Origin of the sequence: Billgrantia kenyensis (genome assembly GCF_013697085.1) — a bacterium.
Taxonomy (GTDB): domain Bacteria; phylum Pseudomonadota; class Gammaproteobacteria; order Pseudomonadales; family Halomonadaceae; genus Halomonas; species Halomonas kenyensis.
Window position 1 is genome coordinate 181,221 of record NZ_JACEFT010000005.1, and the last position, 25,151, is coordinate 206,371.

Genomic DNA, 25,151 nt, shown 5'->3' on the forward strand with positions numbered 1-25,151 from the left:
GCAGCCTCCTTCATGCGTCGCGGTCCGAAGGCGCCGCAGCGTATCGCGCCATGATCCGGCCGTGACGCCATACCAGCAGTTCGCCGGGCTGCATCCGCACCCACGCCTCGTTGCTGGTCAGGGGCTCGGTGGCGATCACCGAGACGATATCGTCGGGGGTGGTGTGCTCGGCGAAGTTGACCGTCAGCTCGGCATCCGAGAGTTCCGCCTTGCCAAACGGGGCACGCCGGGTGATGTGGGCAAGCTTGGTTGAGCAGTAGGTGTAGAGGTATTCACCGTCTGCCAGCAGCAGGTTGAAGACACCCTTGGCCCTAAGGGTCTCACATACCTCGTGCAGTAGATGCCAGAACGGACGATACGCCACGTCCGAGTCTTCGTTCGCCGAGAGCGACGGTGCCTCGGGGAACCTGGCTCGCAAGGTGGCAAGTAGCCAACAGAAGGCATGCTCGCTGTCGGTGTCGCCCACCGGACGGTAGAACCCCAGCGGCAGTGCCTGCCAATCCTCGAGCTGGCCGTTATGGGCATAGCACCAGGTTCGGCCCCACATTTCACGAGTGAAGGGGTGGGTGTTGGCCAGCCGCACCTCGCCGACGTTGGCCTGGCGGATATGGCTGATGACAATGTTCGACTTGATCGGATAGTCGGTGATCAGCCTCGCGATCGGCGAACGCACCGAGGGGTGTGGATCACGGAAATCGCGATAGCCGCCGGCCTCGTAGAAAGCGATGCCCCAGCCGTCACGGTGCGGCCCGGTACCACCGCCCCGATGCAGGAATCCAGTGAAACTGAAGCAGATGTCGGTGGGCACGTTGGCACTCATGCCCAGGAGTTCACACATGCGGCTCCTCCCTTGCGCCAGACCGCCGACGATGCGACGCCATACGCCACAGGATAGCGCCTGCCAACAGCAGCAACAGCGATCCGCCTGCCAGCACCATCCAGCCCTGACGAGGGTTGCGAATGGCATCCTCCAGCGGCCTGGCCATGACGGGACGCCACTCCCTCCAGCGCTCTTGAGCGATTCTTGGTAGCGCCTGCACCTGCCGCCCGGCTCGTTCTATGGGCTCCGGCAGCGGGCTCGACGTCTCGCGCGGCTCACGCACAGGAGACAGCTCTTCATGGAAGCGTGTCACATCGAGGGCCGCGGCAGCGTCCACCTGGTCGATGGCCGTCGCCACCGAGGGATGAAGCACCAGGCGCGGCAGCGGCAGCTCCCGGACCTCGCCTTCCAGGGTAACCTCGGCACGCAGCACCAGGGGCACGCTGAGCATTGTGTTCAGCTCGGGCAAGGGCATCGCCCAGCGCCGCTCTGCCTGCGGCTCGGCATCGAGCTGGAGGCCCTGTAGCTGGCCGAACAGGCGAGTATTGTGCCGATCGAGTTCAGGATGCTCGGCAGTCAGCACCACCGCTTGACTGCCCTCATCATGTCGGGCGGCGATTGCCGGCAGGACATTGACCGCCTGACTCCGCTGACGGCGGAAACCCTGGCCTTCGGCTCGCACCATGAAGTGGGCAGTTCCGCCAAGCGCAGGAGCGGGCAGCCTGCCGACAAATCGCGACTCCTCCTGCCGGAGCACCACCGCCGACTGCACAACCCCGGCTTCTCCGCGCAGTTCTGCCGTCAGTCGCAGGTGAGCCGGCAGCTCATCGGCCCCGACCGGCTCATCCTCACGGGCAAGCCAGGCCTCGATGGGAACGTCGAATCCCAGGTAAAGGGTCGAGGGTACCCCACTGGTACTCAAGCGCAGGGGCGCCTCGACGGTGATGCGGCTCTTCTGTCCGGCATCTCCCTCGAGGCGCCATTGCCCCGGCTGGGGATCGGGCACCTGAATCAGCTCATAACGGGATTCACTGCGCCAGGCGGCCCCTTCGGGCGGCGAATCCGCCGAATAGCGGCGCCCGTCCGGCCCGACCAGTGTCGCCGACTCCTCGCCCCGGAAAAGCAACGCCGTGAAACCGCGCAGTCCCGACTCGATGACGAAGCGCTCGTCGGTCACCGGCACACCATCACTGGGAAAGATACGATCGACGATATCGAGAAAAGCCGTCAGCAAGGCATCCGGCTCGGTGACAGGCGCCGAAAGCCCCCCCGTGGTCTGGGCCAGTCGTTCCACCAGGTCCAGGTCCGCCTCTTCGGAAAAGGCAATGGCATGTACCACCACCCCCTCCTCGGCAAGCCTAGGGGCATACTCCTCGAGCAGTGCAGCGCGCGAGGCCTGATCGATAGTCGGTTTGCTCCCGCGCCAGGCGGGCAGGTCGATCACGCCATCGGTAAGCAGCAGCAAGTGCCGGCGGTCTCCGGCAGGCTCGGCAGACGCTGCCCTGCGCACGGCGGACTCGATATCGGTGAACTGCTCATAATCGACTAGCAGCGGGGCGAGGGTACCGGCTCGGTCTCGCCACTCCTGATTGACGGGTGCGACTGGCAGAGGGTTGGTGACGCGCTCACCAAAGGTCCAGACCCCCGCCCTGGCACCGGTGGGCACCAGCGCGACCAGCAGCTCCAGCGCTTCCGCGGCGAGCTGGTCGGGATCGTTATGGCGCATGCTGCCGGAAACGTCGATAATGACGTGAATCTCGGGATGCTCCTCGCTCGCTGCCACCATCAGGTGGCTCGACAGGATCATGCAGCCGGCCAGCCCAGCCAACCAGCACGACACCTTGTTCCACACCCTCCCCATCGGGGCTCCCTAGCCGATCTTCGGCTCCCGGCGCTTGTGCGCCGCAGGTGGCTGCTGCCCACCGCTGCGTTCATTGCGCCTTCTGTTATTGTCCTGCTTCCTGCCCTGCGATTCGTCCTGTCCGTCTCCACGCTTGCCACCCCGTGAACTTCCACTCGCCCGAGCTTCAGTCGCATCGCTGGTACGGAACAGCCATACCTGCAGCAGACCGACCGCCGCACCCAGCAAGGCACCAGCGGCCACCAGCAGCCCAGAGGTCATCAATACCGAGGCGTTACGCTCGAGGAGCGCAACGGTTGCCACCACTACCGCCGGCGCAAAACCGGTATAGACCTCCCCCTCCACCAGCGGCAAGCGAAAGCGAGCCGGAATCCAGAGGATGCCTGCCACAGCCCAGGTGACCGGCAACCGCAGCAGGCGTGGCAGAAAGGCCAGCCCCAGGTAACCGGACAGCAGCACGACCAGCGACAAACCCAGATAAGTCAGCCATAGTAGGGACATCGAATCGGATGTCAGCATCGATACCTCGTTGTTGAATGACGCCCGTCGTTGACGGGTCGTACAGGATGGAAAGTCACCTTGAGTATGGTACACGTGCCCAAATGAAAGCACAGCCACCACGTCACACTCCCGCTACGGCCACACCCCACGTGACCGGTTCGCCGGTCGAAGGATTCCGACGCACCGACGATCCCGGGTGGCACTGGCTCGAAGAGCGCGACGACCCCGAGGTCAGGGCCTTTCTCGAAGCGGCCAATGCGGAGTCCAAGGCCTGGATGGCCCCGCTCGATGATCTCGTCGAACGGCTCTACCACGGCCACCTTGCGCGTCGTGAACTGGCAGTCCACGGGCTGCGTACCCCGCTGGATCATTTCACCTACTGGAGCGAGACGGCAGCCGACGCCGACTACCCGGTCTGGTGGCGCCACCCCAACGGTCACGAAGAAGAAGCCACCCGTATCCTGGACCTGCAGGCACGAGCCACGCCTGAGCACTACCTGGAGCTGGGCGAGATGGCCCTGTCACCGGATGAGTGCTGGCTGGCCTGGACCGAAGACACCAGCGGCGATGAAAGATACTCGCTCTACCTCAAGCCACTGCCCGACGGCGAAGTCCGTTTGCTTCTGGAGGAGGTCGGTCCGGAGCTGACCTGGGCAGAGGACAACACCACGCTGCTGTTCACTCGCTACGACGCCACTCAGCGCCCCGACAGCGTATGGCGCTTGCCGCTCAGCGCCAGCCAGGCAGGCGAGCCATCGCTGATCATGCGCGAGGAGGATCCCGAGTTCTGGCTTGGGCTGGGCAAGACCCGCTCCCGCCAATGGCTGGTCCTGGAAAGCGCCTCGAAGGATACCAGCGAGTGCCATCTCATCCCCGCCCGAGCCCCCACCGAGCCACCGCGCTGCTTTCGTACAAGGGAGAAGGGAGTGGAGTACGGCCTGGAGCATCGTCCAGGGCATTTCTACGTGCTGCACAATCGCGGCGCCCCGCACTTCCGCCTGGACGTGGTCGAGGAAGCGAAGACGGCCAGCCAATGGCAGCCGCTGATTGGCCACCGCGACGACATTACCCTGGAAGGCGTCGAGGCGTTCGCGTGGGGCCTGGCCGTTACCGAGCGCGACCATGACGAGGCCCAAGTGCACGTTCGCATCATCGAGCTCGACGATAGCCACGCCATGCAGCGCGACGAACGCCTGGCTCTGCCCGAGTCGCCCTGCAGCCTGATGCTCGGCGAGGTGCCGGACTTCGCCAGCCGACGGCTGCGCCTGCGCGAGGAATCCTTCGTCATGCCGGTATGCTGGCTCGAGCATGACCTGGACAGCGGGGAGCGCCAGGTTCTCAAGTCGCAGCCCATACACGGCGACCTGCAGCCGCAGGATCTCTGCAGCGAGCGGATCTGGGCACGAGGCCATGACGGCGAGCGGATACCGGTCTCGGTGGTGATGCGTGCCGACCTGGTCGGCCGACCGCTGCCCACGCTCCTGTATGGCTACGGCGCCTATGGCGAGGTCCTCGACCCCTGGTTCTCTGTCGCCAGGCTCGAACTACTGGCCCGCGGTGTGGCCTTCGCCGTGGCCCATGTGCGCGGCGGCGGTGACCGCGGCGAACCCTGGTACCTGGCCGGCAAGCTCGAGCACAAGGAGAACAGCTTCCATGACTTTCTGGCGGCACGCAACGCCTTGGTCGAGAAGGGCTTCAGCGACGGCGAGCGCATTGCCGCCTACGGCGCCAGCGCGGGCGGACTGCTGGTAGGTGCCAGCCTCAACCTGGCGCCTGAGGCCTTCTGCGCCGCCGTACTCGACGTCCCGTTCGTTGACGTACTGCGCACCATGGAGAATCCCGACCTGCCATTGACCACTGCGGAATACACCGAGTGGGGCAATCCCGATGAGCTTGACGCACGCAAGCGAATCCGCGCCTACTCACCGCTGGACAATCTCTCTCCTCAGCCCTACCCCGCTCTTTTCCTGCAGGGCAGCTGGCACGACACACGGGTTCCCTACTGGGAGCCCGCTAAGCTCTATGCCCGCTTGACCGAGATGAGGACCGCCCGTGGCCCCGTGCTGCTGCGGACCGACATGGCCGCTGGCCACGGTGGCGCCTCGGGGCGCTTCAAGGCATGGCACGACAATGCCCGGCAGGACGCCTTCATCCTCTGGGCGCTCGGAGTCGCCGACAGGGAAAGCTGAGCCCACGACGCACAGACCCGGCCAAGGCCGGGTCTGTGACAAGGCACTGCGTGTTAGCTGCCGCCGCCAGCGCCTCCACCCGAGCCGCCGCCAGCGCCTCCACCCGAGCCACCGCCAGCGCCTCCACCCGAGCCGCCTCCGGAACCGCCGCTACCGCCGCCGCCTGAACCACCGCTACCGCCGCCTCCGGAGCCACCCCCGCCGTTGCCGCCGCCGGAGCCACCCCCGCCATTGCCGCCGCCGGAGCCACCTCCACCGTTGCCACCGCCGGACCCACCCCCGCCGTTGCCGCCGCCATTACCGGGCCCGTTGCCGCCGCCATTACCGGGGCCGTTGCCACCATTGTCACCGTTACCCGGACCGCTGCCGCCGTTGCTAGGATTCCCGCCGGTGTCTCCGCCGCCTGAAGGCGGCGAGGCTCTACCGACCTGCCGCACCCCACCATTCCCGACAGACCCATCGAATCCCATGCCTTCGGCCAGGCCAGCACCGGTTGGCGGCAACCAAAGAAGCAGCTGTTCGAGTTCCTCATCGCTCAGCACAGCGCCTTCCTGAAACAGGGCCTCCCAGCGCTGGAACAGCTCCTCATCGCTGAGCGGCTCACTCCACATCTGCGACTGTGCCTGGGCGTTCGCCGCCAGGGCGACACCCAGCGTCATGCCAGCCACTGCAAACCATTCCCGTTTCATGTCCCCCTCCTTTACCGACAAACTCTCACCGGCCGACTCACCAATACACACAAGGTTACAATCCAGTAACCACTAGCATCGTGGTGAACGCCGCAAAGCACCATCGGCAATGAAGATGAATCGGGATATCAGAGTCCTGATACAGGAGAGGGGCAGGGTTTATTCAGTACTTGGGGCCGCCATATCAAAAACGGTCGTACCCCAACGGGATCAGCCATCAATCGGCAGTATGGCGATGATATGGTCTTCGAGCTCGTCTTCCGACACATCTCGCTGGGAGAGGGCAAAACTACGCACACTGATGCCCTTGCGGTGGACACGCTCAGGGTCACCGCAAATCAAGGGGTGCCAGCCGGCAAGCCGCCGCCCCTCCGCGATGCGGCGATAGGCGCAGGACTTGGGCAGCCAGCGAAATTCATCGACACGCTCTGGCGTGAGCCGAGCGCAGTCAGGCACTCGGCTTTGACGATTGGGATAGTCGCTGCAGCGACAGCTGTGGATATCCAGCAGTTCGCACGCCACGCCAAGCACGGCAAGATCGCCGCTCTCTTCATCCTGGAACTTGACCAGGCAACACTGGCCGCAGCCATCGCACAGCGCTTCCCACTCCTCGGCAGTAAGCTCCTCGAGGTCGAAGCGCTCCCAGAATCGATCACGCATGTCGATGACTGCCGGGATGCACCCGCCTTGTCCGGTTCCAGTCGACATGACGAGCCGCCGGCTCAACCATCAGCGACATCAGTAGCGTGCCTCAGTGGGGGTCCGATAAAGGTCGAGCAGGTACTCGTCCTTGGCCGGAGGCAACTGCAGGTAGAAGCCCTTGTCACGAATGGCGGCAATGACATCGCTCGCCTTGGCCCGAGCCAGCGGCTTGTCCGGCGTAAGGATCAGGGTCATGGCGGATACCGGCTTGCCGAATCGCTCGAGCAACGCCTCGGGAAGCCCGGCAAGCCCTTGGCGCTTGTCTACATAGAGGTACATCTCTTCCTTCCGCGAGCTCTTGAATATCTCGCACAACAGCTTGTCACCTTGCATTCGATCATCTGTCATTAGGCTGCAATCTCCTTGAGTGCCTGGCTGAGCGGCTCCGCGAGGCACTCGCCGCGCCAGCCTTCAGGCAACGGCAGCGGCTCGCCGGCCAGGTCGGCCGTGATCAACGCCTCCAGGTCACGCCGGCGCATCAGCACTTCCGGCGCCAGCCCCAGTCGCTCGGCAAAATCGTTGACGACTCGCTTCAGCGCCTTCATGCGCTGCTTGTAGTCTGCCCCCAGGGGCGATGGCAGGGCTGCCGGCAGCATGGCCGCATCGCACTTGCGAGCCTGCCTTACCAGTGCCAGCAAAGTATCTCCGTCACGCTTGATCAGGCCTGGTTTGATCTCCTCGATCTCACCCAGCTGAAAGCGATTTTCGGGCATATGCTCGGCAATCCCGAACAGCACTCGGTCATTGACCAGCCAACCCCGTGGCAAGTTACGCTGCCTAGCCTCGCCCTCGCGCCAGGTGGTCAGCAGTCGGTAGGCCTCGATCTGGCGAGGCGACAGGCGCCACAGCTGGCGGTGGCGACGATACCACTCGGCGTCCGCTTCATCGCTGCGAAGCGCCTGGGCCATCAACTCACGGCAGTCGTCCTCTAGCCACTCGCGGCGCCCGAACCGATCCAATGCGTCGCGCTGATGCTCCCAAACCTTGAGCAGAAAGACCACGTCCAGCGCCGCGTAGAGCTGCTGCGAATCGCTCAAGGGGCGCTGCAGCCAGTCGGAGCGCGTCTCGTCCTTGGGCAGTGACTCACCGGTCCAGAACTCGACCAGGCGCTGATAACCCATGGCCGGGTTTTCACCCAGCAGGGCCTGGGCGATCTGGGTATCCACCAGCGGCGCCACCGACGCTCCCGCCCAGTGGGCCAGCACTTCCAGATCCTCGCTGCTGGCGTGCAGCAGCTTGAGCGGCCCTTCTCCGAGCAGTCGACGAAAATCATCGGTACAATCGACCGCCTGGGGATCGACCAGCCAGACTGGCCCACCTGCGGAGAATTGGATCAGTGCCGGCACCGGATGGAAGGTCCTCTCACGGAAAAATTCGGTGTCCAGCGCGATCACCTCGGCCTGGGCCACTTCGACGCAGGCCGCATCGAGCGCCTCAGGGGTATCGATCCAGCGTATTTCGGGAGTCAGGGTCATTCAGTCGTCCGGCTAGTCAGTTTGGAAGTGCTCATTCGCCACGAAATGGCAGGCGTCCATTGAAGGCACGACTGAGGGTGCCACCATCGACATACTCGAGCTCACCTCCCATGGGAACGCCGTAGGCCAGTCGCGACAGTCTTACGCCATGGGGGGCCAGCTGCGCGGCGATGTAGTGCGCCGTAGCCTCACCCTCTACCGTGGGGTTGGTGGCAAGGATCACTTCCTCCACGCCCCCCTCGCCAACACGCCCCTCGAGTTGATCCAGGCCAAGATCCTCTGGGCCGATGCCATCCAGCGGCGAGAGATGGCCATGGAGCACGAAATAGCGCCCGCGATATCCGCCGGCTTCCTCGATGGCCAGTTGATCGGCAGGAGACTCGACAACGCAAAGCAAGGCATCGTCGCGTCGAGTACTGGTGCACAGCGTGCAGACCTCTTCCTCGGTCAGCGTGCGGCAACGCCGGCAGTAGCCGACCTGCTCCAGCGCCTGGTCGAGCACGGCGGTCAGGCGACGACCGCCGTCGCGGTCACGCTCGAGCAAATGCATCGCCATGCGCTGCGCGGTCTTGGGGCCTACGCCCGGCAATACCCGCAGCGACTCCATCAGCCTCTCGACAAGAGGGGAAAAGCTCATAATTGATCTCAGGCTGGCTCGCTCTGAAACTGAGCGAGCGATGGTCAGGCTAGGCAACAATCCTCGAAGAAGCGGAGTTTACAGGTTGTAAATGAGCATTCTAAGAGGATTGTTAACGCCGCATGGCCGAGCGCAGCCGGTTTCAGCCGAGTCAGAAGGGCATCTTGAAACCAGGCGGAAGGTTCAACCCCGCCGTAGCCTCTTCCATCTTCTCGCGTGAGTTCGCCTCGACCTTGCGCACGGCATCGTTGACCGCTGCTGCCAGCAGATCTTCGAGCAGCTCCTTGTCTTCTTCCATGACACTGGGATCGATATCGACCTTGCTCACGTCATGGCGACCGTTCATGGTGACCTTGACCATTCCCGCGCCGGCCTCCCCGGTCACCTGGGCCTTGGCGATTTCCTCCTGCACGCGCTGCATTTTTTCCTGCATTTCCTGGGCCTGCTTCATCAGGTTGCCCATTCCACCTTTCATCATGGTCGTTCCTCTCGATTGGCTGTATGAGACTGTCGAATGTCAGGCCCTTGGTGCCATGTCAGCAGGCTTGACGGTCGGTTCGATCAGGCGCGCACCCAGGCTTTCCTGCAACTGCTTGACGTGCGGGTCGCGCTTGAGAGCGGCCACCGCCTCGGCATGGCGCTCCGCGGCGATCCGGTCGGCACGCTGGCGGGGGGTTTCCACTTGTGCAGGAAGTGCCCCCGCTTCGATCACGAGCTGTCGCGTAATGCCGATTCCTTTCAGCGCATCCTGTACGCGGCGCACGTGAATCTCGGCATTCATGGCCTCCTGGGACGGGTCCAGGCGCAGTACCAGCCGATGTCCGTCATCGGTTTCGACCACGCAGTGAGCCGCGAGGTTGCGTGTCAGCCCGCCAAGGCCAAGTGAATCGAAGCGGTTCAACCACTCATCGTGACCGAGTCGCTCGCCGGCTTCGACCTCGGTGGGCACGGCTTGAGGCTGCGGCACGTCGACCGGCGGCACGGGGGGCTCCGATGCCGGCTCGGGGGTTTCGAGAATGGCGACATCGGTCTCTTCCGCCACCGGCGCCGCCTCGGCCCGGGCTGGCGACGACAGCGTCGGCTCCGGCATGGGATCAAGGACGGCTTCCTGTTCGGGGTCGCCGCCTTGATGTTCTGAATACTGTGCGTCAACCGCCGCATGCCGAACCTGGGCTGGCTCCATGGCCGGCGCTTCCTCCCAGGGCGGCGGCGGTTCGGCCTCGCCGATCGGGCCTGTGCCTTGCGCCGACACCTCGAGGGACAGCGGTTGCGCCGCTCGCTCGAGTTCCACTGCACGCTCGGGAGCGTTCTGCCCGGAGGGAGAACTGCCTTCCGCAGCGGGCGCAGCCGCCGGCGAGGGCGCGGAGGAGTTCGTTGACGCCTCGCCGGCCTCGCCCGGCGCCACAGGCGGCGTGCCGCTTGCCGCGCCTTTCAGCGGCAGCGGTGTCCTGGCCGGCTGTGGCACGCCCTGGGGGCGAAAGGCCAGCATGCGCAGCAGGGTCATCTCCAGCGCCGTGCGCAGGTCGGGCGCGTGGCCCATGTCGCCGCGTCCCTGAATGCCGATCTGGTAATAGAGCTGCACGTCCTCGGCGGTGAAACGCGAGGCCAGGGCGAGGATTGCCTCGCGGTCACCGTGGCCGTTATCGACGGCATCGGGCACCATCTGGGCCACGGCCAGGCGATGCAACACGGCGGTCATGTCATCGAGCACGGCGGCGAAATCCGGCCCCTGCTCGGCCAACTGCGCTACTTCGGCCAGCAGCCGCGGCGCATCGATGTCGGCCAGCGCCTCGATGAGCGCCAGCACATGGCGATGGTCGAGCGTGCCGAGCATGGCGGCGACATCGGCGTGGCGAACCTGGCCCTGACCGAAGGCGATGGCCTGGTCGCTGAGGCTCATGGCATCGCGCATCGAGCCGTCGGCGGCCCGCCCCAGCAGCCACAGTGCACTCTCCTCGAAGTCGATGCCCTCCGCCTCGAGCACCTTGGAGAGATGCGTGACGATTCGCTCCGGCGGCATGTTCTTGAGAGTGAACTGCAGGCAGCGCGACAGCACCGTGGCCGGCAGCTTCTGCGGATCGGTAGTGGCGAGCAGGAACTTGACGTGGGGCGGCGGCTCCTCGAGCGTCTTGAGCAGAGCGTTGAAGCTGCTGGTCGAGAGCATGTGCACCTCGTCGATGAGATACACCTTGTAGCGGCCCTGGGTCGGGGCGTACTGCACGTTGTCGAGCAGCTCGCGGGTGTCCTCCACCTTGGTGCGGGAGGCGGCATCCACCTCGATCAGGTCGACGAAACGTCCCTCGTCGATGGCTCGGCAGCTGTCACACTCACCGCAGGGAGTGGAGGTAACCCCGTCGTCGCCATGCCCCTTGGCCGTACAGTTGAGGCATTTGGCAAGTATTCTTGCCAGCGTGGTCTTGCCGACGCCGCGCGTACCCGTGAACAGGTAGGCGTGGTGCAGGCGCCCCTGATCGAGGGCGTTGACCAGCGCACGCTGGACGTGCTCCTGGCCGACCAGTTCGTGAAACGTACGCGGCCGCCACTTGCGGGCCAGAACCTGATAGCTCATTGCAGCACGAATTCCTTGCAGCAGGGGCTGGCTGGCAGCCGGTCGGAGCAGGGCTTGCTTCACCCCGGCGAGTTGTCCGGGCACGAGCCGAACGCGAAAGCCCCCATTCTACCGCCTGAGGGCAGGGGCGCAAAGACCGCTCCCCCTCGATGGCCCGCCCCGCGGCGGCAAGGCGGGTGTTGCCGACACGCCGGCCAGCCATTGTGTGCTAGCATTTGTTGATTATTCTCGACATTGCGCCGGAGCCAAGATGTCACAGCCACGCTGCGCCTCCTATTATACTGCCTCGATCCACCAGGAGTCGGACTACCCGCCGCTGCAAGGGGAGATATCCGTCGATGTGGCCATCGTCGGCGGCGGCTTCACCGGCGTCGCCGCGGCGGTGGAGCTGGCCGAACGTGGCTATCGGGTGGCCATCGTCGAGGCCAACAAGATCGGCTGGGGCGCCAGCGGTCGCAACGGCGGGCAGGTCACCGGCAGCCTCTCGGGCGAGGACGCCATGCGCAAGCAGATGCGTCGCACCCTGGGCACGGCCGCCGACGATTTCGTCTGGAACCTGCGCTGGCGCGGCCAGCGCATCATCCGCGAGCGCGTCGAGAAGTACGCCATCCCCTGCGACCTCAAGCCGGGGCACCTCCAGGCCGCCTGGAAGCCCGGGCACATGGAGGCGCTGCGCGCCGACTTCGAGGCCTGCCAGGCCCGCGGCATGGGCGAGCACGTCGAACTGCTCGATGCCCGCCAGGTGCGCGAAGTGGTACGTACCGAGTGCTACCACGGCGGCCTGCTCAACCGCTACAACCTGCACCTGCACCCACTGAACCTGTGCCTGGGCGAGGCTCGTGTCGCCGCGCAGCTGGGCACACGGATCTTCGAGCACTCCCCGGTCGAGCGCATCGAGCACGGTCCTTCGCCTGCCGTGGTCACGGCCGGCGGCAAGGTCCGCGCCGAGCGGGTGCTGCTGGCCGGCAATGCCTACCATCGCCTCGAGCGCCGCCGCCTGGGCGGCAAGCTGTTCCCGGCCTCGCTGGGCATCGTCACCACCGCACCGCTAGGGGGGCTGGCCGAGGCCATCAATCCGCACGACCTCGCCGTCTACGATTGTCGCTTCGTGCTCGACTACTACCGCCTCACCGCCGACGGCCGGCTGCTGTTCGGCGGCGGAGCCAATTACTCCGGCAAGGATTCTCCCGACATTGCCGCCGAGCTGCGCCCACGCCTGGAAGCCACCTTCCCTCAGCTAAAAGGCACACCCATCGACTACGCCTGGCAGGGCATGGCGGGGATCGTGGTCAATCGCATTCCCATGCTCGGCAAGCTGTCCGACCATGTCTACTACGCCCAGGGCTACTCCGGGCATGGCCTGGCCACATCGCATATCGTCGGCGAGGTCATGGCCCAGGCGATGGCCGGCCACCTGGAAGCGTTCGACACCTTCGCCGCCTGCCGCCACGTCAAGGTGCCGTTCAGCGAGCTGCTGGGCAACCCGCTGCTTGCCGTCGGCATGTGGTACTACCAGCTGCTCGAGCGCTGGCGCTGAGTTCGGTCACGCCTGGCCCTCGTCGAAGCCGCTCAGCACGTTGACCACATTGATGCCGATCTCCTCCACCGCATAGCCCCCTTCGAGGAGGAAGACGGTGGGCAGTCCAAACCCGGCCAGGCGCCGCCCCATGTCGAGGTAATCCTCGCTGGCGAGCTTGAAGCTGCTGATCGGATCGCGTTCGAAGGTATCCACCCCGAGCGAAACGATGAGCAGCTCGGCACCGGATTCGCGGATGCGCGCCAGGCCGTCGTCGAGCGCCGTCGACCATTTGGCGTAATCGGTACCGGGCGGCATGGGGTAGTTGTGGTTGAAGCCTTCGCCCCGCCCGCTGCCGGTTTCGTTGGCATGCCCCAGGTAGTAGGGAAAGCAGTGCAGGGGGTCGCCATGCAGTGAAACGAAGATCACGTCGTCACGGGCGTAGAAGATCTCCTGGGTACCGTTGCCATGATGAAAATCGACGTCCAGCACCGCCACCCGCGAGCGGCCGTGCTTGAGCGCCTGATCGGCAGCGATCGCCGCATTGTTGAAGAAGCAGTAGCCGCCGAACTGGTCGGACGAGGCGTGATGGCCGGGCGGCCGACACAGGCCGAAGCTCGGCTCCCCGGTCTTCAGCGTATGCACCAGCGCCGAGAGGGCGATGTCCTTGCTGATGTCGGCGGCCTCGAAGGTATTGGCGCAGATCGAGGTCTCGCCGGTCTGGGCGTAGTAGCCGAGCCGCCCCTCGATGTGCTCCGGAATCCGCCTGCCGGGCATCGAGCGCGATGGCCAGATGTTGGGAATCGCCTCCCCGGCCATGCCAATCGCTTTCCACTCCTCCCAGCAGCTGGCCAGGAACTCGACGTAGCAGGCGTCGTGCACTGCCAGCACCGGCTCCAGGCCATAGCGGGTGGGCGAACGCACCTCACTCAGACCGACCTCACGCACTCGCCCCAGCACCAGATCGACGCGCTCGGGGCACTCGAAGGGCGCGACCAGGAGCCCCTCGTTGAGCTCGGTCAAGGCGCGGCGCAGCTTGGTCGCCTCGCTGTGGAACGTGATCATGACGACACCTCCTCGGGTTGGCCCATCGACCATGCCATGCTCCCCTGGAGCTGCCAACCCGGACCATCAACGCACGGCGCCTTTGCCCTCATCGCCCTCGAGCGCTGCACCATCTACCGCTTCGCCATAGCTCGAGAGCAGCGCCCCACCCTGCTCGCGCAGGAAGTCGAGCACCCTGGCCTGCTTCCAGTTTTCGCGATAGACCAGCCCGAAGCTGAAAGTCATGGCCGGCGAGAACGGGCGCATCACTACGCCGTCGCCGGGGGCAAGTTGATCCTGGGCGGTGATCGGGTTGATCACCGTGATACCGACGTGATTGGCCACCAGCGCCGTAATGGTACCGATGTTGGCCTCCGTCTTGCCGGCGATCCGGACTCGGTGCTGGCTGGTCAGCTCGAGCAGCGGGTTGGTGCTAATGCTCGGCTGGTTGCTGATCACCAGGTGCTGGTCACGCAGATCCTCCACGTCGACGCGCTCGCGTGCTGCAAGCGTATGGCCCTGCGGCAACAGGCAGACCGCTTCGCTGGTGAACCAGGGCTCGACGCGCAGCACCCGCGAGGTGATCGGCAGGGTGACGAAGCCGATATCGGCATGGCTCGACTCCACCGCAAGCTGCACCTCGTGGCTCGACATCATGTCCAGGCTGACGCTGAACTGCCGGTTCTCCTTCAGCAATGCCGCCACCAGCCGCGGCACGAAGCCGAAAGACAAGCCCGGTACCGCGGCAATGCGCAGGCGCGAGGTACCGAACTCCTTGAGCGCCAGCACGCTGTGGCGCAGCTCCTCGATGTTACCCATCAGGCGCAGGATCTCGTCGTAGAGCTCGCGCGCTTCCGGCGTGGCCACGAGGCGGTTCTTTTCCCTCAGAAACAGCTGGATGCCCAGGTTCTCCTCGAGCTGGGCCAGCGAGCGACTCACCCCGGACTGAGTGATGCCCAGGGTGCGTGCCGCCTGGGAAGCGGTACCTGCCTCGAACAGAGTCTTGAAAATCGCCAGCGCCTTGAGTGAATGGATATTGACGTCTGCCATGACTAAAACTCATCGAATTCAGTAAAAAGATCATATATTGAAATACTTTCTGTTCGCTACATACACTGCAGAGAGCCGTTGACGACCACACAACGATAATGAGTGCTCCAAATGGACCCATCTCCGCTTTTCTATCAGGCTGGCCCCGCCCTGCCGGAAATCAGCCACGCCCAAGGCGTCTACCTGTGGGATGAAACCGGCAAGCAGTACCTCGATGGCTGCTCCGGGGCCATTGCATGCAACCTGGGCCACGGCCGAAACGACATTCGTGACGCCATGCTCGCCCAGCTCGACCGGGTCGCCTTCACCTATCGCACCCAGTTCGAGAATGCCCCTGCGGTGGCCCTGGCCCAAGCGCTGGTGGCTCTCACTCACCATCATCTGGAAAAAGTGTTCTTCGTTTCCAGCGGTTCCGAGGCGGTGGAGTCGGCGCTCAAGCTGGCGCGGCAATACTTCGTCGCCAGGGGAGAGCCTCAGCGTCGTCGCTTCGTCTCGCTGCGCCCCTCCTATCACGGCAGCACCCTCGGGGCGCTTGGGGTCACCGGCTATGAGCCGCTCGAAGCCCCGTTCCGTGACATCGCCATCGGCTCGCTCAAGGTGGCCGGTCCTGACTTCTACCGCCATGACGATGCCGATGACAGCCGTCATGTCGCCCGCGTACTGGCCGATACCCGCGCCGCCATCGAAGCCGCCGGCCCCGACACCATCGCCGCCTTCGTGCTCGAGCCGGTAGGGGGCGCCAGTACCGGCGCGCGCATGCTCGACCAGACCTACCTCGAGGGCATTCGCACCCTGTGCGACGAAACCGGCTGCCTGCTGATCCTCGACGAGGTGCTGACCGGCATCGGCCGTACCGGCGCCTGGTTCGCCTATCAGCACTACGGCGTGACGCCGGACCTGCTCGCCACCGCCAAGGGGCTCGGCGCCGGCTACTACCCGGTGGGCGCCGTTCTCTCCCGAGCCGACATCGTCGAGACGGTGATGGCCTCGGGCGGCTTTCAGCACGGTCATACCTATGCCGGCAACCCGCTGGCCTGCGCCACCGGGCTGGCGGTCATCGAGGCCATGCAGCGCGAGCGAGTGCTCGACAACGTGTCGGCTCGCGGCCGCGAGCTGAAGGAAGGGCTGCTGGCACTCAAGGCGCGGTTTCCCTGGGTAGGCGACGTGCGTGGCCTGGGCCTGCTGTGGGGCGTGGAGCTGGTAGCCGATGCCGACAGCAAGGCCCCCTTCCCCGCCGAGCAGAACCGTTTCGCACTGATCACGGTGCTGGCGAAGGAAGAGGGTCTGCTGATCTATCCCCGCCGCACCCTCGATGGGGTCGCCGGCGACCATTTCCTGGTCACCCCGCCGTTGACCATCGATGCCGCCGGTATCGCCGAGCTGCTCACCCGACTCGAACGCGCCATGGCGCGCTTTGACCGCGAGGTGAACTCAGCGGCCCCGGCCAACGCACTGACTCCCTGACCGCCAGATGGAAAGGCACTGACATGACGCTTCTCACTCAGAAATATCGCGCCATCAACGAGGCCATCGCCGGCATCCCCGATGGCGCCTCGATCATGATCGGCGGCTTCGGCTCACCGGGCACCCCCTTCGCCCTGATCGACGAGCTGCTGGACCAGGGCCAGCGCGACCTCACCCTGATCAAGAACGACGCCAATGAGCCGGGCATCGGCATCGGCAAGCTGATCGAGGCCGGCCGGGTGCGTCGCTTGGTCACCTCTCACATCGGCCTCAACCGCGAAGCCATCGCCGCCATGAACCGCGGCGAGCTGGAGGTAGAGCTGTTTCCCCAGGGGTTGCTGGCCGAAAAGATTCGCAGCGCCGGCGCCGGGCATCACGCCTTCATCACCGACATCGGCCAGGGCACCGAGATCGCCGACAAGCGCCGCGAAATCGAGCTGGATGGCCGTACCTGGGGCATCGAGCCGTCGCTGTATGCCGATTTCGCCCTGGTCCATGCCGAGCGTGCCGACCGCTACGGCAACTTGATCTATCGCGCCACCGCCAGCAACTTCAATCCGCTGATGGCAATGGCCGCCGACACCGTCATTGCCCAGGCCTACCGGGTCGAAGAGCCCGGCAGCCTGCCGCTCGAGGCAATCCACACGCCCTGCGCCTTCGTCAGCCAGGTGGTAGAGGTCACCTCTGCCACCAGCGAACAGGGGAGGCGAGCTCATGTCGGCTGATCAGCAGCGCATCCTCGTCCGTGCCGCCCGTGAGGTGATCCCGGGCCAGATCGTCAACCTGGGCATTGGCCTGCCGACCCAGCTCTTTCATCACCTGCCGGAGGAGATGGAAGTGCTGGTTCACTCGGAGAACGGCGTGCTGGGCTGTCGCCCACGGCGCGACGACGAAGCACCGGACTGGGACATGATCGACTCCGGTGGCGCCTACATCGCCACCCGCCCCGGGGCCAGCGTGTTCGACAGCGCCATGTCCTTCGCCATGATTCGCCGCAGCCGCGTGGACGTCACCTTCATGGGCGCCTTTGAGGTCGACGAGCTGGGCAACCTGGCCAACTGGAAGATACCCGGCAAGTTCTCACCGGGTATCGGTGGCGCCATGGAGCTGGCCCAGAAGGTCAAGCGCCTGGTGATTCTCTGTTCGCACAACGACAAGCACGGCAACCCCAAGATCCTGCATCGCTGCCGCCTACCGCTCACCGCCAAGCGCTGTGTGTCACGCATCATCACCGACAAGGCAGTCATGGACGTCACGCCTCAAGGTCTCGCCGTGGTGGATATCGCCGAGGGGCTTGGCATCGATGAGCTGCGTGAAGCCACCGAAGCCAACCTGATCGTCGACGAGCAACGGCTGGGGAGGTTCTGATGCTGAGTGATATCGAGAAACGCATCGTCGCGCGCTGTGACGCGCTGATGGACGATACCCTGGCACTGACCCGCGACCTGGTGCGTGGCTACAGCGTACTGGGCGAGGAACACGGCGCGCTCGAGACCATGGAGCGCTGGTTCGAACGCCTCGAGCTGCCGACGACAAGGGTGGCGCTGGACGCTCCCGATTTCGCCGAGCACGCGCATCGCGCCCCGACCGAGTGGGACTGCACGGGGCGCTACAACCTGGTGGCCAGGCTCAATGCCGACGCCCCCGGGCCGCACCTGGTGTTCAACGGCCATCTCGACGTGGTGCCCGCCGAGCCCCTCGACATGTGGTCCCGTCCGCCGTGGGAACCGTGGGAGAAGGACGGCTGGCTGTATGGCCGCGGCGCCGGCGACATGAAGGCCGGCATCGCCGCCATGACCATGGCCGTACAGGCGGTACGCGAAGCCGGCGTGGCCATCGACTTCCCCCTCACCCTGCAGACGGTGATCGAGGAGGAGTGCACCGGCAACGGTGCCCTGGCCTGCCTGCACCAGGGCTACAGCGGTGATTTCGTGCTGATTCCGGAGCCCTTCGGCGCGCAGATCTACGCCGGCCAGGTCGGCGTGCTGTGGTTCCGCATGCGCCTCGATGGCGTGCCGGCCCACGTGCTCGACACCCGCGCCGGGCGCAACGCCATCGAGACCCTGGTCGAGTACCTGCCCGCTTTCAAGGCACTGGAAGCCGAGATCAACGGCCTGCCGCGCCAGGCGCCCTACGATGCAATCGACAGCCCTTTCAACCTCAGCATCGGCAAGATCGAGGGTGGCAACTGGGCCTCCAGCGTGCCCGCCCATGCCATCCTCGAAGGTCGCGTCGGCTTCCCGCCCGGCATGACGCCCGAGGAGGTAATGGACCGCGTACGCCGCTCTATCGCGGAGCGCCACGCCGAGCTGGCCGATGGCAGCCCCGAACCGCGGGTGGAGTTCCACGGCTTTCGCTCCGAGGGGCACCTGGTCGATCTCGAGGCGCCGGGCATCGCCCTGCTCTCGCGCTGCCATCAGGACCTGCTCGGCGAGACACCGAGAACCTATCTCTCCACCTGCACCACCGACCTGCGCGCCTTCCATGTCAGCGGCAAGATCAACGGCACCTGCTACGGGCCGGTCGCCCAGCGCATCCACGGCGTCGACGAGTGCGTCGAGATCGACTCGATTCGCCACGTGCTGACCACCTATGCGCTGTTCCTGCATCGTTGGGCGGCCAATAGCGGAGGAGATGAAGCATGAAGGACGCCTATCTCGTCGACTACTGCCGCAGCGCCTTTACTCGCGCCCACCCGCGCAAGCCAGAGGTAGACGGCTGGGCCGACACTCGCAGCGACAGCCTGCTTGCCCAGGTAATTGACGCCCTGCTCGCCCGCGGCGACCTCGACCCGCAGGCGGTGGAGGATCTCAGCATCGGCTGCGCGCTACCGGTCAAGGAGCAATGGAGCTTCGGCGGCCGCTACCCGCTGTGGCTGTCCTCGCGTCTGGGCCCGCAGGGCCGAGGATGCGCCACCCGCCAGATCGACCAGCAGTGCGGCTCAGGGCTGGCCGCTCTGCGCAGTGCCGCTCGCGAGATCCAGGCCGGCGCGGTAAGCGTGGCCATCGCCGGCGGCATGGAGAACATGACTCGCGTGCCGATGGGTCCCGCCCTGTTCAAGGAGGGGGTACTGACCTCGCCCGATCTCCTGCGAGACGCCGCCTGGCTCGACATCGACGTGGCGCTGAACATGGGCATCACCGCCGAGCGGCTGGCCCGGGCGACAGGCATCGAACGTGACGCAATGGATGCATTCGCGCTGGAGTCCCACCGCCGTGCCGCCCGAGCCGAGGCCGACAATCGCTACGCGGGCGAGCGGCTGGCACTGACCAACCCCGCCGGGGAAGTCGTCGAGCGCGACGCCAACATCCGCCCCGACACCAGCATGGAAAGGCTATCCGGTCTCGGTCCGGTGTTTGTCGAAGACGGCGGGGTCACCGCCGGCAACAGCTCGCCGCTGACGTCGGGTGCCGCTGCCGCGCTAGTCATGTCGGAAGCTGCCGTCGAACGTCATGGCGCCACGCCGCTGGCGCGGATCGTCGCCTTCGCCGATGTCGGCGTAGCACCGGAGTGCATGGGCGCCGGGGCCGCCGCGGCTGCCTCACAGGCTCTCGCTCGCGCCGGGCTGGACGCCTCCCGGATCGATGCCTGGGAGATCAACGAAGCCTTCGCCGCCGTGCCACTGCATGCCATCCGTACGCTCGGACTCGATCCCGCACGGGTCAACGTCTGGGGCGGCGCCCTGGCACTGGGCCACCCGCTGGGCGCCACCGGCGTGCGCCTCACCGGCACCCTGGCGCGCATTCTCGCCGAGCGCGGCGGCCGCTACGGCTGTGCCACGGCTTGCATCGGCGGCGGACAAGGCATCGCCGTGGTCCTGGAAAGAGCCTGAACGACAGGAGGTGACCTTCCACGAGATTCACATCGCTGCCGTGGCAGCAGGCATCACCAAGGCATGTCGCGACACAGGTCGCGTCGCAAACCCAAGCAACACACCAACAAGAGCAGGAATCGACATGACAACACACAAGAAACCATTCCACCGTCCTCTAGTGGCAGCCGTGACTGTACTCGGCGCCCTCTCCCTGGCGAGCTTCTCGGCCCAGGCACGGGATCTGCCCGCCATCCAGGACGATGTCTTCCAGGTGGCCAATTCCGGCGCCTACCCTCCCTTCAGCTATGTCGATACGGCAGGCAACCTGGTCGGCTTCGACGTGGACATCGCCGAGGCCCTGGCAGACAGGATGGGGGTCGACGTCGACATCCAGACCTCCCCATGGAACGGCATCGTTGCTGCCCTGGCCGGCGGCCGCTTCGACGCCTGCATCTGCAGCATGAGCGTGACTGAAGAGCGTGAGCGGGCCGTCGACTTCACCGACAGCTACTACAGCTCGGGGCTCTCGGTCTGGGTTCAGGAAGGCAACGATGAAGTGAGCAGCATCGATGACTTCGCAGGCAAGCGAGTGGGCTCCACTCTGGGCGAGACGGGCAACCAGTGGGCCACCGAGAACGGCGATGGAAAGTGGCGCAACCAGACCTTCCAGGGGCTGCCCGACATGCTCAACGCACTCACTTCGGGACGAATCGACGTCATGATCGCCGATGACGTTCCCGTATACGTGGCTCTCAATGAGCAGGACCTCGCCATCAAGCAGGTCGATGTCGGCGAACTTCCCAGCTGGCCTGCCGCCATCGCCATTCAGAAGAACAAGCCTGAGCTGAAAGAGGCCCTCAATACGGCGCTGGCCGAAATCAGGGCAGACGGCACCTATCAGGAGATCGTCGACAAGTGGATCGGTGAAGGGGTCCAGTTCGACTAGGTGTTCGTTCTCAGCAGGGCGAAAGCCCTGCTGAATTCAATTCGTTTCTCATTACAACGATAGAGTCTAGGGGATCATGGATATCAGTCTGATGATCGAAATATCGCCGTTGCTGGTGAAGGCGGCCTGGGTAACCGTGGATATATCGGCGCGAGCTCTGTTCTTCGGTTTCTTCATCGCCGCCACGCTGGTAACGTTGCGAACGTCACGCTTCCTCCCGGTTCGCTGGCTGGCTCGCGCCTACATCAGCGTCGTTCGCGGCACCCCCTATTTCGTGCAGCTGCTGCTGGTCTTCTACGGTGGACCCGCCATTGGCCTGCGCCTGGACCCCTTCACCTGCGGCGTGGTGGTCGGCGCCTTCAATATCGGCGCCTACATGAGCGAGGCCATGCGCGGCGCCATCGAATCGGTCGACAGCGGGCAGAACGAAGCTTCGCGCTCACTGGGTTTCGGCCGCCTGGCGACACTGCAGTACATCGTGCTGCCTCAGGCAGCCGGCTTGATGATCCGCTCCATCGGCGTACTGGCCATCATCCTGATCAAGAACTCGTCGCTGGTCTCCATCATTTCGGTCGTCGAACTCACCTACCAAGCTCAGCGCCTGACCGGCTCCACCTACAAGCCCCTGGAGGTCTTCTCGCTGAGCGCCCTGATGTACATCGTCATCATCTATGCCGTCATGGGCATCATCGAGCTTCTGTACCGCCGCGCCACGCGCTACACCTATCTGTAGCTTAGCCAGGCAATAGAACAATCAGGGTAACTCACCATGGAATTCGATTTCAGTCCCGTTATCACCTACTTTCCCACCCTGCTGAAGGGGGTAGGTGCCACCCTTCTGATTGGCCTGGTGGTCGCGATCATGTCGATCATTGGCGGCCAGATCGTCGCCGTCATTTCCCTCTATACGAGGAAGGCCGTGAACTGGCCGCTGCGCTTCTTCATCTGGCTGTTCATGACCACTCCGCTGCTGCTTCAGCTTTACTTCCTCTACTTCGGCCTGGGGCAGTGGATATTGATCCCTGCCATCGTGGTAGGCGTTCTCGGCCTCGGCTTTCACTATATGGCCTACAACGCCGATATCTTCATCGCCACCATCAAGTCGGTATCCAACGGGCAGTATGAAGCCTCGCGCTCGCTGGGATTCGGCCACTACGCGACCATCTTCTACATCGTTATTCCTCAGGCCTTCTATCGCGCCGTTCCCCAACTCGGCAACAACATGATCATCATGGTCAAGGACATCTCGGTGCTTTCCGCCATCGGCATCGCCGAACTGGTCTACATGTCCCAATACGCCATCAGCGTGACCTTTCGGCCCTTCGAGTTCTATATCACGATCGCCGTTGTCTACTACCTGATCAACGTCCTGATGGAAGCCGGTCAGTCGTGGGTGGAGCGCCGTGCCGCCATTCGCAAGTAACAGGGAATTCACATGACACAAGCAACAGAAACACCGATGGTCGAGCTCAAGGGCGTCAAGAAACGGTTCGGCAACCTCGAGGTTCTCAAGGGCATCGACCTCAAGGTCGACCGCGGCAAGATCATCTCCATCATCGGCCCTTCAGGCTCGGGCAAGAGCACGCTATTGCGCTCCATCAATTACCTGGAAGTGATCGACGAGGGCAGCATCCTGCTGGATGGTGCCCAGGTCAATCGGCCGGACCTGAAGGGGCTTGCCTTCGAGCGACATATCAACCATATCCGCCAGAACATGGGCATGGTGTTCCAGCACTTCAACCTGTTCCCCCACTTGTCGACGCTGGAGAACGTGACACTGGCGCCAAGGAAGCTGAAGGGCGTGGATGCCAGAAGCGCGCGGGAGCTGGGCATGGATCTGCTTGAAAGAGTGGGACTCGCTGACAAGGCCTCGGCCTACCCCAGCTCCCTCTCGGGAGGCCAGAAGCAGCGCGTCGCCATTGCCCGAGCCCTGGCCATGCGCCCCAAGGTCATGCTGTTCGATGAAGCGACCTCGGCGCTGGACCCCGAGCTGGTGGAGGAAGTGAACCAGGTCATGAAACGCCTCGCCGAAGAGCACATGACCATGCTCATCGTCACCCACGAAATGGGCTTTGCACGCGACGTCTCCGACTGGGCCATGTTCATGGACGGCGGCGTGGTGGTCGAGGAGAACACCCCCGACCGACTGTTCACCCACCCCGACCAGGAACGCACCTGCAATTTCCTGCGCAAGCACCTGGCAAGCCAGGCCTAGTCGCACGTCCCCTCGAGACGAAACGGGGAGGCCTATGGCCTCCCCGTTGGAGTTCTGCATACCGCCTGGTTCAGTGCGCCAGCGAGTTCAGGCGCAGTCCGCGGCGCCTTCCCCGAACATATCGAACAACAGCTCTCGGCCCATGGTGGACAGCACGAAACGTCCATGCTCGTTGTAGATGGCAGCTTCGCTGCTCTCGAGAACACGCTGGCAGGCTCGCCATTCCGGGGAGCTGTCGCGCAGATGGCGCAGGGCGCGGCTATCGAGGCCACGGAAGGGAATCGTAATGGTTTCCAGCACGTGGCCTTGCTGGTAGAGCAGGAAGGCGGCATTCGACAGGCACTGGCGCAGGCTGCGCTGGACTCCGGCATGGGACATGGCGTCGATCTGCATGGTGCTCATCCTCTGGCAAGCGTTTGCTGCGCTGCATATTAACACCAAAGTCGATATCTACCAAGGTCTAACAGAAAAAGGCTTAGGCCACGCCCCTCCCTCCGCGGCCTCCCCCTTCATACGCAGGGGGACAAGCGCAAGGCGTCATGCCTTGATAGGCAAGGGAGCATTGCCCAACAAAAACCAGAAGAACATGAGGGAACTAACCATGCTGATTCGTTATGCCGTTCCAGCGCTTGCGGCACTGATGCTGGCCACGCCGCTACTGGCCGATCAAGTCACCGGCACCCTGGACGGTGAAAAGCGAGAGTGGCACACCCTGCGTAGCGCTGACGCTTCGACCGTCAATTTTCGCGAATTGATGCCGGGCATGTACGGCATGACGATACAGGGCCATCGCGAAGCACGCTTCGAAACCCAGGGAACCCTGTCCATAGACTTCATGGTGATGAACGACGTGCCGAACGGTGTCACCGTGATGTACTTTCCCGAATCCGGCATGACGCCGCATTACACCCTGGAGCAGGTGGAGCGCGTCAGCTTCGACCGACTCGAGATCGATGGCGATACGGCGCGGATCGTCGGCTCGCTGGAAGGAGCGCTGATGCACGTGGCGTCGATGACTTCCGATCCTGACCCGTCCGACACTATCGAGCTATCGGTTCGCTTCGACGTCGAGGCTCGGCGGGAGGAGTGACGCCGGGCAACCATCGTCAAGATCGAGAGAGATGCCCCGACGGGGGCGGGCGGAGATGGGGCCTGGCCCAAAATGGAGGCGGCCCCGACAGCCACATCCCGGCACACGCGGCCACCACTACCGCTGCTCCATAATGGAGTTAGGTTATTGATTTTGAGAGAGATTTCACCTTAAAAATTGACCTCAGTTTGCAGCCTCTCTCTACACACAATTTTCTAATTTGTCCCACCAAAATGACCCACTAAGCGTGTTTGGAATGTCCCTGCGGGGCCGCCTAACAAGCATTTCGACCAGCCTGCTCACAGCCTAAGAAAATGGTTTTGTCCTACTTTGCATTTTACTGATAATGGGAAGCGTTTGATGTAAATATGTGCACAATTCCAAAGCATACTGAAGATTATGTGAGGGGTCTGCTTAGCTAAGGATGTGCGACAGCGGCCTCACGATCTGACCGGCACGCTCGATACGGGTAGGACGCCAGACAGCCTCTATGTAAGCGCTCCACAAACCCCATCTTCTGCAGCTGATTAGCACGCGTCAGACTGGTGTCTCCTGATCCCAAGGAGGAC

Annotated in this window: 25 protein-coding genes; 12 read left to right on the top strand and 13 right to left on the bottom strand. The window is 64.3% G+C overall.

Annotation, left to right across the window (positions count from 1 at the left end):
• Window positions 1-10 precede the first annotated feature (10 nt).
• Genes H1D44_RS07050 through H1D44_RS07060 form a run of 3 tightly spaced genes read right to left on the bottom strand, consistent with a single transcriptional unit; the run spans window position 11 to window position 3,200 of the window.
• Window positions 11-838, bottom strand: a complete 828-nt coding sequence (locus tag H1D44_RS07050) for a class II glutamine amidotransferase (RefSeq protein ID WP_181514133.1) — start codon at window positions 836-838, stop codon at window positions 11-13.
• Window positions 831-2,681 carry a VWA domain-containing protein gene (locus tag H1D44_RS07055; protein WP_181514134.1) on the bottom strand — a complete coding sequence of 617 codons (1,851 nt, stop codon included), beginning with the start codon at window positions 2,679-2,681 and terminating at the stop codon, window positions 831-833. The genes H1D44_RS07050 and H1D44_RS07055 overlap by 8 nt, the downstream gene beginning before the upstream one ends.
• Window positions 2,682-2,690: 9 nt before the next feature.
• Window positions 2,691-3,200: a hypothetical protein gene (locus tag H1D44_RS07060; RefSeq protein WP_181514135.1), complete on the bottom strand. Its 510-nt coding sequence runs from the start codon at window positions 3,198-3,200 to the stop codon at window positions 2,691-2,693.
• A gap of 83 nt (window positions 3,201-3,283) precedes the next feature.
• On the opposite strand from H1D44_RS07060, the gene H1D44_RS07065 reads away from it, so the two are divergent.
• Window positions 3,284-5,371: a S9 family peptidase gene (locus tag H1D44_RS07065; protein WP_181514136.1), complete on the top strand. Its 2,088-nt coding sequence runs from the start codon at window positions 3,284-3,286 to the stop codon at window positions 5,369-5,371.
• Between the two features lie 53 nt (window positions 5,372-5,424).
• On the opposite strand, the gene H1D44_RS07070 is transcribed toward H1D44_RS07065, so the two are convergent.
• The 7 genes from H1D44_RS07070 to dnaX form a co-directional block, all read right to left on the bottom strand.
• On the bottom strand, window positions 5,425-6,060 hold the full coding sequence (locus H1D44_RS07070) for a hypothetical protein (protein WP_181514137.1): 636 nt from the start codon (window positions 6,058-6,060) through the stop codon (window positions 5,425-5,427).
• A gap of 210 nt (window positions 6,061-6,270) precedes the next feature.
• Window positions 6,271-6,720, bottom strand: a complete 450-nt coding sequence (locus H1D44_RS07075) for a YcgN family cysteine cluster protein (RefSeq protein WP_181514166.1) — start codon at window positions 6,718-6,720, stop codon at window positions 6,271-6,273.
• 78 nt (window positions 6,721-6,798) lie between these two features.
• On the bottom strand, window positions 6,799-7,110 hold the full coding sequence (locus H1D44_RS07080) for a YcgL domain-containing protein (protein ID WP_181514138.1): 312 nt from the start codon (window positions 7,108-7,110) through the stop codon (window positions 6,799-6,801).
• On the bottom strand, window positions 7,110-8,237 hold the full coding sequence (rnd, locus tag H1D44_RS07085; protein WP_181514139.1) for a ribonuclease D: 1,128 nt from the start codon (window positions 8,235-8,237) through the stop codon (window positions 7,110-7,112). The genes H1D44_RS07080 and rnd overlap by 1 nt, the downstream gene beginning before the upstream one ends.
• A 31-nt stretch (window positions 8,238-8,268) precedes the next feature.
• Window positions 8,269-8,874 carry a recombination mediator RecR gene (gene recR, locus H1D44_RS07090; RefSeq protein WP_181514140.1) on the bottom strand — a complete coding sequence of 202 codons (606 nt, stop codon included), beginning with the start codon at window positions 8,872-8,874 and terminating at the stop codon, window positions 8,269-8,271.
• Window positions 8,875-9,025: 151 nt separating this feature from the next.
• The gene (locus tag H1D44_RS07095; protein ID WP_181514141.1) at window positions 9,026-9,352 is read right to left on the bottom strand and encodes a YbaB/EbfC family nucleoid-associated protein; all 327 of its coding nucleotides are present in this window, start codon (window positions 9,350-9,352) and stop codon (window positions 9,026-9,028) included.
• Window positions 9,353-9,391: 39 nt separating this feature from the next.
• Entirely contained in the window at window positions 9,392-11,443 is a 2,052-nt protein-coding gene (dnaX, locus tag H1D44_RS07100; protein ID WP_181514142.1) for a DNA polymerase III subunit gamma/tau, read from the bottom strand.
• Window positions 11,444-11,693: 250 nt separating this feature from the next.
• Here dnaX and H1D44_RS07105 point away from each other — a divergent pair, with 250 nt between their 5' ends.
• Window positions 11,694-12,980, top strand: coding sequence for an NAD(P)/FAD-dependent oxidoreductase (locus tag H1D44_RS07105; RefSeq protein ID WP_181514143.1), 1,287 nt, complete (start codon window positions 11,694-11,696; stop codon window positions 12,978-12,980).
• Window positions 12,981-12,986: 6 nt separating this feature from the next.
• On the opposite strand, the gene H1D44_RS07110 is transcribed toward H1D44_RS07105, so the two are convergent.
• Window positions 12,987-14,024: a histone deacetylase family protein gene (locus H1D44_RS07110; protein ID WP_181514144.1), complete on the bottom strand. Its 1,038-nt coding sequence runs from the start codon at window positions 14,022-14,024 to the stop codon at window positions 12,987-12,989.
• 66 nt (window positions 14,025-14,090) lie between these two features.
• On the bottom strand, window positions 14,091-15,053 hold the full coding sequence (locus H1D44_RS07115; RefSeq protein WP_181514145.1) for a LysR family transcriptional regulator: 963 nt from the start codon (window positions 15,051-15,053) through the stop codon (window positions 14,091-14,093).
• Between the two features lie 111 nt (window positions 15,054-15,164).
• Between H1D44_RS07115 and H1D44_RS07120 the strand changes: the two genes are divergently transcribed.
• The 9 genes from H1D44_RS07120 to H1D44_RS07160 all read left to right on the top strand — a co-directional run bounded on the left by H1D44_RS07120 (window position 15,165) and on the right by H1D44_RS07160 (window position 23,492).
• Window positions 15,165-16,517, top strand: a complete 1,353-nt coding sequence (locus H1D44_RS07120; protein ID WP_181514146.1) for an aminotransferase family protein — start codon at window positions 15,165-15,167, stop codon at window positions 16,515-16,517.
• Between the two features lie 23 nt (window positions 16,518-16,540).
• The gene (locus tag H1D44_RS07125) at window positions 16,541-17,242 is read left to right on the top strand and encodes a CoA transferase subunit A (RefSeq protein ID WP_181514147.1); all 702 of its coding nucleotides are present in this window, start codon (window positions 16,541-16,543) and stop codon (window positions 17,240-17,242) included.
• Window positions 17,232-17,885, top strand: coding sequence for a 3-oxoacid CoA-transferase subunit B (locus H1D44_RS07130; protein WP_181514148.1), 654 nt, complete (start codon window positions 17,232-17,234; stop codon window positions 17,883-17,885). Before H1D44_RS07125 ends, H1D44_RS07130 begins: the two co-directional genes overlap by 11 nt.
• Complete coding sequence (locus H1D44_RS07135) at window positions 17,885-19,162, top strand: ArgE/DapE family deacylase (protein WP_181514149.1); 1,278 nt, start codon at window positions 17,885-17,887, stop codon at window positions 19,160-19,162. Before H1D44_RS07130 ends, H1D44_RS07135 begins: the two co-directional genes overlap by 1 nt.
• The gene (locus H1D44_RS07140) at window positions 19,159-20,349 is read left to right on the top strand and encodes an acetyl-CoA C-acyltransferase (RefSeq protein ID WP_181514150.1); all 1,191 of its coding nucleotides are present in this window, start codon (window positions 19,159-19,161) and stop codon (window positions 20,347-20,349) included. The genes H1D44_RS07135 and H1D44_RS07140 overlap by 4 nt, the downstream gene beginning before the upstream one ends.
• A 124-nt stretch (window positions 20,350-20,473) precedes the next feature.
• A complete protein-coding gene (locus H1D44_RS07145; protein ID WP_181514151.1) occupies window positions 20,474-21,277 on the top strand; it encodes a transporter substrate-binding domain-containing protein in 804 nt (267 codons plus the stop codon).
• 76 nt (window positions 21,278-21,353) lie between these two features.
• Window positions 21,354-22,010, top strand: a complete 657-nt coding sequence (locus H1D44_RS07150; RefSeq protein ID WP_181514152.1) for an amino acid ABC transporter permease — start codon at window positions 21,354-21,356, stop codon at window positions 22,008-22,010.
• A gap of 36 nt (window positions 22,011-22,046) precedes the next feature.
• Window positions 22,047-22,700 carry an amino acid ABC transporter permease gene (locus H1D44_RS07155; RefSeq protein WP_181514153.1) on the top strand — a complete coding sequence of 218 codons (654 nt, stop codon included), beginning with the start codon at window positions 22,047-22,049 and terminating at the stop codon, window positions 22,698-22,700.
• A gap of 12 nt (window positions 22,701-22,712) precedes the next feature.
• On the top strand, window positions 22,713-23,492 hold the full coding sequence (locus H1D44_RS07160; protein ID WP_338073463.1) for an ATP-binding cassette domain-containing protein: 780 nt from the start codon (window positions 22,713-22,715) through the stop codon (window positions 23,490-23,492).
• Window positions 23,493-23,579: 87 nt separating this feature from the next.
• Here H1D44_RS07160 and H1D44_RS07165 read toward each other — a convergent pair whose 3' ends face one another.
• On the bottom strand, window positions 23,580-23,885 hold the full coding sequence (locus H1D44_RS07165) for a hypothetical protein (protein WP_181514154.1): 306 nt from the start codon (window positions 23,883-23,885) through the stop codon (window positions 23,580-23,582).
• A 208-nt stretch (window positions 23,886-24,093) separates the two neighbouring features.
• Here H1D44_RS07165 and H1D44_RS07170 point away from each other — a divergent pair, with 208 nt between their 5' ends.
• A complete protein-coding gene (locus H1D44_RS07170) occupies window positions 24,094-24,582 on the top strand; it encodes a hypothetical protein (protein ID WP_181514155.1) in 489 nt (162 codons plus the stop codon).
• The last annotated feature ends 569 nt before the right edge of the window (window positions 24,583-25,151 follow it).